Raw genomic sequence first — 12,341 nt, 5'->3', positions numbered from 1 at the left:
GGAATGATTGCTGAATCATGCTTCAAGGAGGCTGGATATGATGGAACCCATCCCGTATATAAATCAATCCTGGTCCTATCAGGGAATAGATGGTGCGGCATCTTCTCAAGAACTGCGCCAGGCACGTGTGATATTGCAGAATGAGCTCCTGGAACTGTTGTCCGCTTCCTTGTCGCCGATTGAATGGTACCAGACGGTAAATGAACTGCATGACCGGGTTGCTCGGCGCGCAGTAGAGTTATGCATCCAGGGGATGGTAGAGGAAGGCCTAGGCCGACCTCCCGTCCCCTATGCCTTTATCGTTTTTGGCAGTTCCGGCAGGCAGGAAGCGACGTTATGGAGTGATCAGGACAATGGCATGATAATCAGCGATACCCCGCATGAGGATAAAGAAACATATTTTGCCGAACTCGGACTTCGAATGACCGATATGCTGGAGGAACTAGGCTATGCCAAATGTGAAGGCAAAGTGATGTGTTCTGAGTCTTTATGGAGGAAAACGCTGGAATCATGGAAGGAACAACTGAAAGCATGGGGATCGGATCTGTCATGGGAGCCGGTTCGCAATTTGATTATCGCTTCTGACATGCGTTTTGTTGCGGGTGAGCCTGAGCTGGCGGAGGAATGGATTTCTGCGTTTTATGAAGGGTTCAGGTCAGTTCCTGAGCTTTCCGATGCCGTGCTGCGCAATACCGTTAAACACAAGGCGACACTCAACATCCTCGGACGGGTAGTGACCGAACGATTCGGTGAACATGCAGGTGGGTTTGATGTGAAATACGGCTTGTACATTCCGCTGGTGAACAGTGCGCGTTTTCTGGCTTTGCAGCATGGTATCAAGGAAACATCCACGCTCAAGCGAATTCAGAGGTTGGTTTCGCTTGAAGCAGTTCCGCTTACTTTGCTGGATGCAGCTCAGCGTGCATTTATGACAGCTTTGAGGCTTCGACGCAGTACACCTATTGTGATCAAACATGGATTGCAGCATAGCGGTGGTTTCCTGAATGAGAAACAGTTGAAGGAAAAACAAATGCTTTATGAGCTCCGGGATACGTTAGGGTTGGTGCGGCGAGTACATCGTGCGCTGCAAAGACAACTTCGGTTTGCAGAAAGGAGACGTCCATGAGAGAGCCGGCAAGGGGCAATACTGGATTTTGGAATTCGCTGCGCCAGGGAGGGGTTCCTTCCGCCATCGCTTCCATAATGGGAGCCCCTACGGCGCAACATATGGCGTTTATCCGTTCGATGATGAGAGAGCAGCGCAGACCCGAGGTGCTGCACACGCCCTTGAACGAGTTGAATGCGGTCGTATTTGATCTGGAAACGACAGGCTTCTCTCCCCAACATGGGGATGAGATTCTTTCCTTTGGGGCGGTGCGCATTCATGGCGGTGTCATGCTGGAGAATGAGCAGTTCTATACGTTGGTTCAGTCCAAAGTCTCCGTTCCGGAACACATTACCGAATTAACGGGAATTACACAGGAAATGACGCTGGATGCTCCGTCGCTGCTGGAAGGCTTGCATGATTTCATGTCTTTTGTTGGCGGGAGTGTACTGGTTGCTCATGCAAGCGCGCATGACCGGGCTTTTCTGAATGCGGCCTTATGGCGGACATCCAAAGTAAGGCTCACGCACCGGCTCATTGATACGATGATGCTGGCGCGTTGGCTTGAACCGAGCAGAACAGGCTATGGGCTGGATGAATTGCTGGAATCCAGAGGCATTCCAATCTATGGACGCCATCACGCCTTGGAGGATGCCAAAATGACTGCACAATTATGGTCCTGTTATCTGGAGGATATGACTCATCAAAATGTAAACACATTGGGCGATCTGTACACCCAGTTAAGTCACGCATAGCTGGGTGGCCTGTAAGCTGTAAGAATGGACATGGGCCATTCCAATGGATGAATCAGGACCTGTGTGGATCTGATAACCGTTTAGAAGCATCTTTGGTTGTGATTCAGCATTAAGATCAGGCGACCCGATAAGATATACCTGGAGCAATCCGGCGAAAATCGGTAGGTTACGCAGATCCTCGTTGGAAGGAATGGGCGTGGTTCGGGGTGGGAGTGAAAGAGTCCGATTAATTGTGGCTCATTGAACACACAACGAATCCAGTCTGCATCATCCAGCGAGAAATGGTGCAGCGGGTCAGGCGCTACGTTACGAATCGGCTGAAACCGACTGATTCGTATGCCGCCCGCTGCGGCTTCACCCAGCACAACCCCGCAGGCTTCCATTGGCAGCGACGCGAACATATGCTTAGACATTTCTTGCTCTACGGAGCGGGGGATGTAGAAGCTGTTCTGCTGCCCGTGGAGTGCTGCCATTTGTATTCACCCCTCTCTCTTTGGCTCCTGCTTCGGCAGGAGTCCTTTTTTAATTTTATTTTGTTTAACCCGGATTGTAAAATTTTAAAGGAACAGGGTACAATATGAAAGAACGCATTTGGATTAAGTCCAAAAAAGCGTTACCATCTGCTGCATTTGCGTTAGATGTGCTGATCAAATAAAAGGGTGGCTGGCCATGAAACGAAACATATACATACTGCTGGGTGTTGTATTGCTTGTGGGCATTGCTTTGGCTCAAAATGCAGACAACGGAATTGCAGCCGTTTTTAAGCAAGAGGAGCCGATGCCCACAGAGACGGGGCCAAAGGCAGGTCTACTGGCACCAGCCTTCTCTTTGCACGCCATGGATGGGAAAACCTACTCTGTAGGCGGAGCCAAGGAAAAGGCCATCTTCGTCAGTTTCTGGGCATCCTGGTGTGAACCGTGCAAGCAGGAGGCTCCTGAGCTTAATACATTGGCAGCAAAATACAAAGATAAACTGGATCTGTACGGTGTGAATGTAACCACGTACGATAAAATCAGGGATGCCAAAGCCTTTGTGGATGAATACAAACTGACGTTCCCTATTTTGCTTGATGAAGACGGAACAGCATATGCCAAATATAACGGTATCGCTTTTCCGACGAATGTACTGATTGACTCCAGAGGTGTCGTACAGGAAATTATCCTGGGGATTCTGCCAGAAAAAGAGCTGGAGCGCAAAATTAAGGGATTAATTACGGATTAGCCAAGCGAGAAGCAAAAGCGCCCGTCTTCCAATGTTTATTGGAGACAGGCGCTTTTTTTATTTTCCGGGAAATATGCATTAATGGTTGCTTAGTCCGTGAGCAGGTATGTTGACTACATCAGGCTCGTGCTGCAATTTTTCCTGAAGAAGGGCATAACGGAAACTGTGTACAAGTGCTTCCCAGCTCGCTTCAATCACGTTCTCGGACACACCGACCGTATTCCACGTGTTTTCGGTGTTTTTGGATTCAATTAATACACGAACCTTCGCTGCGGTAGCGTCTTTTTCATCCAAAACACGTACTTTATAGTCGGAGAGATGCATGTTGGCAAGGGAAGGGAAGTATTGCACAAGGGCTTTACGAAGCGCGTTATCCAGTGCATTGACTGGACCATTGCCTTCAGCCGCAGTATAAGCACTTGTCCCGCCTACATTAAGTTTAACAAAGGCTTCCGAAACAACCGGCTTGCCAGCCACTTTTTCAACAAGCATCTTGAATGATTCAAAGGTAAACAATTCTTTCATGTCACCGTTGGCTTCACGAATCAACAATTCAAGCGAGGCATCGGCGCCTTCGAACTGATAACCCTGATGTTCCAGATCTTTGATCTTCTCAATGATCTGACGTGAGTTGGCACTGCTCGGATCGAATTCAAGACCCAGTTCCTGTGCTTTGGACACGATGTTGCTTTGTCCTGCCAGTTCGGAGACGAGTACACGCTGTTTGTTCCCTACAAGCTCGGGCGCGATATGTTCGTAGGTTCGCGAATCACGCAATATAGCTGAGACGTGGATGCCACCCTTGTGGGCGAAAGCAGCATTTCCGACATATGGCTGATTGATCGGCATATTTACATTGGCAATCTCACTAACGTAACGGGCCACATTTGTGAGTTGTCGCATCGAATCCTCAGACACGCATTCATATCCAAGCTTCAGTTGCAAATTAGGAATAATGGAAGCGAGGTTGGCGTTACCACATCTCTCTCCGTAACCGTTCATTGTACCCTGGACCTGTCTGGCCCCAGCTTGTACAGCGCTTAACGTATTGGCGACAGCAAGTTCACAATCATTATGAGTATGAATACCCAATTGAGCCTGTGGAAGGCGCTCAGCCAGTGTGGATACGATCTCATACACTTCATGTGGCATCGTTCCGCCATTGGTATCGCACATCACAAGCCAGTCCGCTCCGGCTTCATGGGCTTTGGTCAGCACGGCCTGTGCATATTCCGGGTTGTGCTTGAATCCGTCGAAGAAATGCTCTGCATCAAAGATGACTTCCATGCCGTTTTGTTTCAGGTAGACAATAGAATCGTAGATCATGGACAGGTTTTCTTCCAAAGTGGTTTGCAAAGCCGTGTGCACGTGGAAATCCCATGATTTACCAACCAGCGTCGCTGCCTGAGCACCTGATTCAATCATGCGCTTCAAATTGGCGTCTTCACTCGCAATGCTGCCTTTACGGCGCGTGCTGCCAAAAGCGACAATTTTGGCATTCAGGTTCAATTCCTTGACTCTTTTGAAAAACTCAATGTCCTTGGTGTTACTGCCGGGAATTCCGCCTTCAATATAATGAGCACCGAGGTCATCAAGCTTCTTGGCAATTTTGAGCTTGTCATCTGCCGATAAGCTGACTCCCTCCCCTTGTGTGCCGTCACGTAAAGTCGTATCGAAGATGGAGATGGCCTTTGACATGAAGATCCTCCTTTAAGATGAAGCGCTTTTTTTTAGAAAGTTTAATGGTGTGTTTAAGAAAACGGTTGATCATATGGGTGACGAATCCTTCGATTCTGTAACGCTACACTGTATTAAATTCAAAGTGTAGATTTGTCCTAAAATCGTGAATTTGTATAATTAATTATTATAGCACCATTATCGCCAAATGCTACATCGAATTCACCATTTGGTGTAACAAATGATGGATTGTAGAGTAGAGTGTGTTGTAAACAGTAGTCTTGTAATATGTTATGCTTCATCTATATGCAGCTATTCCGGGATTAAATATGGATTCTAAATTTGTTCTGTATAAATGGAGGGAAGAAGATGACTATTGTTTGGGAGAATATAATCATTTCTTTCATTTTGATCGCTATTATGGTCGTTTCCGTGTGGGGTGTCATTCGAATGATCGTTAAATCTCTCCGAAAATAAGGGGATATGAATGATATTTACATAAGGGATTTTGATATAATAGATAAGAGAATGCTTTTCGAGGAATAGTGTATATGAAAGGGCGGTAGTAGATCATGTCTTCAGACCAAACGAATAATAACATGAACGTAGATCGATATTATCCTGCCGCCGGACGAGTGATTCTGCATGTCGATATGAATGCTTTTTATTGCTCTGTACATGAAGCCGAGGAACCGGAATTATATAGAGGAAAAGCGACGGCCGTTGCTGGCAGCAGTGAAGTGCGCAAAGGCGTCATTGTAACTTGTTCGTACACAGCTCGCAGAAGGGGCATCTCCACAGGCATGGTCGTTCATCAAGCGCTGAAGAAGTGTCCTGACTTAATAGTGATTCGACCGGATTTTCATTTGTATCGAAGGTATTCGAGAGAATTCATGAAAATAGCTTACAGTTATACGCCGCTGCTCGAAGCGACCTCGATCGATGAATGTTACCTCGATATTACAGGGTCCAGACAGTTCGGTACACCGCTGGAAATTGCAGAGAGTATTCAGAACCGAATCCGGGATGAATTGGGGATGCCTTGTTCGATCGGAATTGCACCCAACAAGCTGCTTGCCAAGATGGCCTCTGATTTGAAAAAGCCTAATGGCATTTCCATTTTGCGGATGAGAGATGTGCCTCAGATTTTATGGCATAGACCGTGTAACGAGATGTTTGGCATCGGTAAAAAAACAGCTGAAAAGCTGAAGAAGCTGGGCATTGAAACGATAGGACAGTTGGCCAAATCAGACGAGCGGATGTTAACCGATGTGTTTGGAATCAATGGCTCTTGGTTAAAAAATTCAGCAAACGGCATTAATCATTCAGCAGTTCAGGCTGAACGTGAAGCGAATAAATCGATTGGACACACGACAACGTTACCTGCGGATATATCTGAAATGGATGATGTGCATCGGGTGTTACTGAATATAAGTGACCAGGTTGCCAGACGGTTGCGCAAGCACGAAATGCTCAGTCAGGGCATTCAGATTACGATTCGTACACCGGATATGAAGACCATTACGAGATCGCGCATGATGGAAGTGCCTACTGAAGATGCGTCGGTCATATACCGGGAAGCCTGTGCTTTGTTTGCGAAACATTGGGGCGGGGCAAGCCGGTTCGTATGCTGGGGGTAACCCTTCAAACGCTAATCCCGCGCGAGGAGTCGGCGATACAGCTTGATCTGTTTGAATATGAGCAGGAGCCGAAGAAGGAAAACCTGATTCGCATTATGGATCAGTTGCGTGACAAATTTGGCGAAAATGCTATCGTTACAGCTGGAATGCTGGGGGATGATCCTTCCGTATTACTACGCAATCATAAAGTGCGGGGAACTTCGCTGCAAAAAGATAATTTGCAAAGTCTTGATTAAATAGGGCATAATGGAGTCTTGAGGCTGTTAAAATGATTTGTAATAACTCTTACTTTGTATTAATATGTTTCTAGATAAAAATACTGTACGTTTTTGAATAATAGGAGGAGAGATAGGTAATGAGTAAATTTACTTGGGTTGAAAAGGATACATGTATTGCGTGCGGAGCATGTGGAGCAACGGCGCCAGACATTTATGATTATGATGATGAAGGTTTGGCAGAAGTAATTTTCGATGGGGATGCCAACAAAGGGATCAAGGCAATTCCGGATGACTTGTTCGACGACATGCAGGATGCTTGCGACGGCTGCCCTACGGACTCCATTAAAGTAGCGGATGAACCTTTCAATAAAGAAGGCTAATTCCTTTCATATGAAATATACAAAAGCACATTTTTCTGTCTTTGGGACAGGGGAGTGTGCTTTTTTGTCGAATATTGAGGCTTCGATCCGGGTACTCAAGTCCTATGGATTTCTTGTCATCAATTGCCGATATAGAAAGAAACGGAATACGGCGAAATGATGGAGGATCGGATGCAAAATACTCATTTGAGAACTTATGTAAAGAAACATCCAGATAATAAAATGGCCTGGTATTTACTCGGTAAGGAATATTTGGGTGAAGGGCAGGAGGCCAAGGCGAACTATTGTTTTCAGCAGGCGGGTGAAGTCTACGAAGCTTTCGAGCGAAGCAAGGCACCGGCAGATATATGGGTGGATTATCAGGAGAAGCTGGTCGAGGTGGCTGAGCAAAAGGAGAAAAAACATCGTGTTCGCAAGATGTGGCTCACTCTGCTGATGCTGCTTGTACTGGCAGGATTACCCCCTGCAGATGCTCCTGGATTCAATCGTGATGCGGCAGATGTATTGGCCTCGGCGTTGGAACCGACGGATGATTCCACGGACAAATCAGGAGATAGCCCGGCAGATGATCCGGCTCCTGTAGTGAATTCCAATGTGTTTACAGCAGCGGCATTCGGTGGAGGTGACCAGGGTGAAGCTGCATTGGCAGCTGCATGGTCGGGCTCTGGTCCGAAAGTGCAGACATCAGCTGTGCTTGGGATGCAGGTTGCGGGTAACTGGACGTTGTGGAAGCGAAATATGTCGGTGAAATACATCGTACAGACCAACAGCAATGGCAAATTAACCGCACAGAGTTATGATGCCAAGCAGTGTAATTGTGAACCACCGGAAGTATCACAAGAGATCAAGCGGCTGGCACAAGCCTGGACAGCAAAACAGGAATCCGCGGCAGCGCTGTCAAGTGCTATGATTACATATAAAAAACAAAATGGAACCTGGCCGAAGAATGTGGCACAGCTTGCCCAGCCCTTTCCTGATAATATTTTGGGAGAAACTGCACCAGGCATGACCCGGTTGTTCCCGGCACTACTAGCCATACATCAGCAAGGGGAAAGGGAAAACGGGAAGAATAGAGATGAAGGAACACGTGAGATTTCAGATTCGACGCAAGGCAAAAATACTGCATTTGTGGATACGTTAGGCGAAAAGCCTTTTTTGCAGGATCGCCTTGAAATTATTGTGGACAAGAGTAGGCATAAGCTTGCACTGATTAGTGGCAACACCATTATTCGGAATTACGAGGTGGGGCTTGGGGGAGATCGCACGCCAGAGGGTTCGTTTGTAATCTCAGACAAGGTTGTTAATCCAAATGGTCGCTCCAACGGCGAATTTGGGAGTAGAGGAATGCAGTTATCTGATACGAATTATGCCATCCATGGGACCAACGAGCCAAACAGTATCGGGCTGGATGAATCCCTTGGATGTGTGAGGATGAGTACTGAAGATGTGGAAGAGCTGTTTGCGCTTGCTCCTCAGGGAACTCCGGTACGCATCGGGAAAGATTTGCTGCCAGAGACAGCTGTTATTCCAGAAGCAAAGAATCGCTACCGGTACACACTCGTTCCCAAGCAAAGTAATCCGAATAAGACGTATCATTGGTTGAATTAAACGGAAAACCAAGTGATTCAGACCGAAGAAAACGTAAAATCCAAGCTGGATTAGTATGTAGATGCAGAAACAGTTGGTTGGAGCATTTACAGGTTGGCGATAATAATAAGCGCACCAATGATAATGATCAGTCCACCGACGCTGGCTGCCGTCCAGATAATCGCTTTCCGGTTGACCTCATCTTTCTTTTGCTGCAAAGTAGGTGGTTTGCGTTTGGGAGCCATGGGCTGTTTCCTCCTTCATGGAATAAGGCTAATATCGATCTAGCCATGCTCCCATTGTAAAGAATTCAACTCGTCATTTCCAGTAGGCGGGTGGATTTCTTGTGAGCGCTTAGAGTTTAAGCTAAATGCTTCTGTCTATGCTCAAACTACTTTCCTTTTGCAGAAGAAACGGATAGACTTGTGTATAGAGTGTTTTTTTACATATGAAAAAGACGGAAAGCAGTTTTTTCAGCGTACCGGACCAGAACGGAGTGAGTGATTTGTTATACAGAAGTCTTGCTAAACCCTTGTTGTTCAAAATGGACCCTGAGCAGGCCCATCATCTAATTATCGGCGGCCTCAGCGGAATGGGGAGTATTCGCCCGGTTCCATCCGGTTTGCGTGTCATGTATGGCGTGCGTGAAACAGCGGATCTGGCTGTGGATATGTTTGGCTGCCACTTCCCTACGCCTGTAGGCCTTGCTGCCGGTTTGGACAAAAACGGACAGGCTGTAACGGGCTTTTCTTCCATTGGGTTTGGCTTCATGGAAGTAGGCACAGTCACACCGCTTGCACAGCCTGGCAACGACCAGCCGCGTTTATTTCGCCTGCCTCCCGATGAGGCCTTGGTGAACCGGATGGGCTTCAATAATCTCGGAGCGGAAGCGATGGCGGGTGAATTGGCACGCCTTACGGAGCGCCGAATTCCAGTGGCCGTAAATATAGGTAAAAATAAAGCGACTCCAAATGAAGAAGCGCATCTGGATTATGAAAAATGCATTCGGGCGCTGTACGATTATGCGGACCTGTTTGTGGTGAATATTAGTTCACCAAATACACCGGATTTGCGTAATCTGCAACATGGGAATGAATTGAAGGAATTGCTTGCTGCTGTCATGAATGAGATGGAGACGCAGCGCAAAAGAGCGGGCGGTGCCGTTAAATCGGTGCTGGTCAAAATTGCACCGGATGTGAATGACCAGGAGCTTGAATATATGGTAAGTACCATTGCAGATAGTGGGGTTGCCGGAATCATTGCAACGAATACAACGATCAGCCGAGATGGACTGTCCCATCAGCATGCCAAAGAGACAGGTGGACTAAGTGGCAAACCGCTGCGTGACCGTTCCACGGAAATCATTCGTCAGATCTATCGCCAGACAGAAGGCAAGCTGCCGATCATCGGATCGGGTGGCATTTTCACTAGCGAAGATGCTTACGAAAAGATTAAAGCTGGAGCCAGCCTGGTGGAAATATATACGGCATTAATCTATGAAGGACCTGAAGTGAATCGGCGCATTCATGCCGGACTGCGTGAGTTGCTGCGCAAAGACGGCTACAGCCATATATCGGAAGCTGTCGGTGCAGAGCATCGTTAAGCGTTGTTTCGAAGTTCCCCGAACTGGAAATTAGAAGCGTGGAAGAGGGTAATGTCGTACGGGACTCTTCCCCCGCTTAACATCATGTATAATGGATAAGAACAGGGGAAGCTATAGAGACAGGAGGCATAAGCATGGACGGTAGAGACTGGGGTACATTTTTACTTCCTTATGAACAAGCGGTAGAGGAATTGAAAGTTAAGTTTAAAACGATGCGGGCGGAGCTTAAGAAAAGGGAAGAATACGCCCCGATCGAATTCGTTACCGGTCGTGTCAAAAAAATATCCAGCATTCTGGAGAAATCCAGACGCCTGAATGTGCCGCTTGATCAGGTGGAAACGGGCATTGAGGATATTGCAGGTATCCGCATTATGTGTCAGTTTGTGGATGATATTCGGCGGGTAGCCGAGTATATTCGCGGTCGTAAGGATTTGACGGTATTAATCGAGAAAGATTATATCACCAATTTCAAAGAGAGCGGCTACCGCAGTTTCCATATGATTATTGAGTATCCTGTTCAAACAGCCCTTGGACAGAAGAACGTGCTGGCCGAGATTCAGATTCGGACGCTGGCGATGAACTTCTGGGCTACGATTGAACACTCCTTGAGTTACAAGTTTCGGGAGAGCCTGCCTGATGATATGCGGGCAAGGTTGAAAAAACGGCTGAAGCCGCTTTTGTACTCGATAATGAAATGTCGGCGATTCGTCTGCAAATTCTGGAGGCGCAAAAGGCTTTTGAGGATGATTCCAATATCGTATCAAGAACGCTGAGCATCATACATCAGTTGTATTTCTACCACCTCGTGAATGAAGCGATAGAGGCACAGAAGCGCTTCAATGACTGCTGGGAGCGTCATGATATGGAAGGGTTGAAAGACCTTCTCGATGATGTGAAAGCACTTCTGAATGCGGCCAGAAAGGGCGAAAACCCGGATGAGCAGCTATGAGCCGCTGTATGTTGACTATCTAATCTACTTCAATCGCGATCAGGACTACTTTGAATGCCATGAGGTATTGGAAGAGCTGTGGCTTGAACGTGATCGGGATTCTCTGTACAAAGGATTACTGCAAATCGCAGTGGGGCTGTACCATTTCAGAAATGCGAACCTTCGTGGGGACGTATGATGTTACAGAGTTCGATAGATCTGCTGAAGTCCTATCCGGAAACTGCGAGAGGCATTGCCCTTGGGCCGTTGGTGCGAGAAGTACAGGAACTAGTTGATGGACTTTCGGGTACTGAGCCACAGAAATTTTCTTACAGAGATTTGCACATTCAAATTAAGGATGAGGTGCTGGTTCAGAAGATTCGGGAACGAGCCCTTGAACTGAAGCCCAATATTCCCCAACGCCGAAGTCCTACACGTGGACGAATCTATGAAGAGAAGATCAAAGCATTGCAGCAGGAACAGAACTTGCAGAGCGAGTAAGCTTGTCATGGAAAGTCATCATTCATTTGATCAATAACATAGTGTCCAACATATGACTTGATAAAAAACACCCCGACAGCTCCTCTAGAGGAATTGGCCGGGGTGTTCGATATTATAGGGATATACGATTAGCTTGCTGATGGAGTGGCACTGCCTTTATATTTCTCGAAAAATTGCTTGTAGTCATCCAAAGTATAACCGTTGTCACTGCCACTTTCCTGCAGTCCGCCAACCATGCGGTCTTTCTCCACACCATCCTGGTAATATACCAGAGTCGGTGTGTACTCAATGTTATAATCAGTCCAACCGGAATCGAATTCCCGCAGATTGAACTGAGGAAGCTCGATGCCTTCACTGTCCACCAATGGCATCAGCTGAGGTGTTGTCGCACGGCAGTGTGAGCAATCGGAGGCGAAGAAATAGACAAAGAAGCTATCTTTGTTATTAATTCTGGCTTTCAGATCATCAGGCAAAATAATTTGTTGGTAGTTCGGATCGTCCAGCAATTCGCGTGTTGCGGGATTAAGCTTGGAAGCGGCGATGCCATAGGCATTCTGCACGCTATCCATTTGTTTCTTGGATTGCTGATTCACCAGAACGAGTACGGCAATCATTACAATGAAAACACCCAGGAAAATAAGGATCGCAGCACTTTTCTTTTTCTTCTTGGATTTCATTAAGACATCCCCCATCGATCATATCGAAATATAGTTTTGGCAAAAATAC

Annotated in this window: 10 protein-coding genes and 3 pseudogenes; 9 read left to right on the top strand and 4 right to left on the bottom strand. The window is 46.9% G+C overall.

Features of this window, described 5'->3' with window-relative positions; genetic code table 11:
* The first annotated feature begins 31 nt into the window (after window positions 1-31).
* Window positions 32-1,126: a DUF294 nucleotidyltransferase-like domain-containing protein gene (locus tag ACTWJ7_RS24325; RefSeq protein ID WP_024629246.1), complete on the top strand. Its 1,095-nt coding sequence runs from the start codon at window positions 32-34 to the stop codon at window positions 1,124-1,126.
* The gene (locus ACTWJ7_RS24320) at window positions 1,123-1,860 is read left to right on the top strand and encodes an exonuclease domain-containing protein (RefSeq protein ID WP_301879397.1); all 738 of its coding nucleotides are present in this window, start codon (window positions 1,123-1,125) and stop codon (window positions 1,858-1,860) included. Before ACTWJ7_RS24325 ends, ACTWJ7_RS24320 begins: the two co-directional genes overlap by 4 nt.
* Window positions 1,861-1,940: 80 nt before the next feature.
* Here ACTWJ7_RS24320 and ACTWJ7_RS24315 read toward each other — a convergent pair whose 3' ends face one another.
* The gene (locus ACTWJ7_RS24315; RefSeq protein ID WP_443145952.1) at window positions 1,941-2,333 is read right to left on the bottom strand and encodes a Mov34/MPN/PAD-1 family protein; all 393 of its coding nucleotides are present in this window, start codon (window positions 2,331-2,333) and stop codon (window positions 1,941-1,943) included.
* Between the two features lie 196 nt (window positions 2,334-2,529).
* Here ACTWJ7_RS24315 and ACTWJ7_RS24310 point away from each other — a divergent pair, with 196 nt between their 5' ends.
* A complete protein-coding gene (locus ACTWJ7_RS24310; RefSeq protein WP_301879395.1) occupies window positions 2,530-3,081 on the top strand; it encodes a TlpA disulfide reductase family protein in 552 nt (183 codons plus the stop codon).
* Window positions 3,082-3,159: 78 nt separating this feature from the next.
* Here ACTWJ7_RS24310 and cimA read toward each other — a convergent pair whose 3' ends face one another.
* Complete coding sequence (gene cimA, locus ACTWJ7_RS24305) at window positions 3,160-4,779, bottom strand: citramalate synthase (protein ID WP_301879394.1); 1,620 nt, start codon at window positions 4,777-4,779, stop codon at window positions 3,160-3,162.
* 551 nt (window positions 4,780-5,330) lie between these two features.
* Here cimA and ACTWJ7_RS24300 point away from each other — a divergent pair.
* The 3 genes and pseudogenes from ACTWJ7_RS24300 (at window position 5,331) to ACTWJ7_RS24290 (ending at window position 8,604) form a co-directional block, all read left to right on the top strand.
* Window positions 5,331-6,634 (top strand): annotated as a pseudogene (locus ACTWJ7_RS24300) (DNA polymerase IV).
* Window positions 6,635-6,753: 119 nt separating this feature from the next.
* Window positions 6,754-6,996, top strand: a complete 243-nt coding sequence (locus ACTWJ7_RS24295) for a ferredoxin (protein WP_024629252.1) — start codon at window positions 6,754-6,756, stop codon at window positions 6,994-6,996.
* 171 nt (window positions 6,997-7,167) lie between these two features.
* Window positions 7,168-8,604: a L,D-transpeptidase family protein gene (locus tag ACTWJ7_RS24290; RefSeq protein ID WP_301879392.1), complete on the top strand. Its 1,437-nt coding sequence runs from the start codon at window positions 7,168-7,170 to the stop codon at window positions 8,602-8,604.
* A gap of 86 nt (window positions 8,605-8,690) precedes the next feature.
* Here ACTWJ7_RS24290 and ACTWJ7_RS24285 read toward each other — a convergent pair whose 3' ends face one another.
* Complete coding sequence (locus tag ACTWJ7_RS24285; protein ID WP_162842436.1) at window positions 8,691-8,828, bottom strand: hypothetical protein; 138 nt, start codon at window positions 8,826-8,828, stop codon at window positions 8,691-8,693.
* A 260-nt stretch (window positions 8,829-9,088) separates the two neighbouring features.
* On the opposite strand from ACTWJ7_RS24285, the gene ACTWJ7_RS24280 reads away from it, so the two are divergent.
* The 3 genes and pseudogenes from ACTWJ7_RS24280 (at window position 9,089) to ACTWJ7_RS24270 (ending at window position 11,615) form a co-directional block, all read left to right on the top strand.
* Window positions 9,089-10,186, top strand: coding sequence for a quinone-dependent dihydroorotate dehydrogenase (locus ACTWJ7_RS24280; RefSeq protein WP_024629254.1), 1,098 nt, complete (start codon window positions 9,089-9,091; stop codon window positions 10,184-10,186).
* A 134-nt stretch (window positions 10,187-10,320) separates the two neighbouring features.
* A pseudogene (locus ACTWJ7_RS24275) lies at window positions 10,321-11,135 on the top strand (GTP pyrophosphokinase).
* Window positions 11,122-11,615 (top strand): annotated as a pseudogene (locus ACTWJ7_RS24270) (DUF309 domain-containing protein). The pseudogenes ACTWJ7_RS24275 and ACTWJ7_RS24270 overlap by 14 nt, the downstream one beginning before the upstream one ends.
* 128 nt (window positions 11,616-11,743) lie before the next feature.
* On the opposite strand, the gene ACTWJ7_RS24265 reads toward ACTWJ7_RS24270, so the two are convergent.
* Window positions 11,744-12,292 (bottom strand): thioredoxin family protein, encoded by a 549-nt coding sequence (locus ACTWJ7_RS24265; RefSeq protein ID WP_079347252.1) that lies wholly within the window; start codon window positions 12,290-12,292, stop codon window positions 11,744-11,746.
* Window positions 12,293-12,341 lie beyond the last annotated feature (49 nt).

The sequence above is a fragment of the Paenibacillus sp. 1A_MP2 genome, assembly GCF_052244825.1.
GTDB lineage: Bacteria > Bacillota > Bacilli > Paenibacillales > Paenibacillaceae > Paenibacillus > Paenibacillus vandeheii.
The sequence above is the reverse complement of the archived record's forward strand: the minus strand, read 5'-3'. Positions and strand labels throughout refer to the sequence as shown.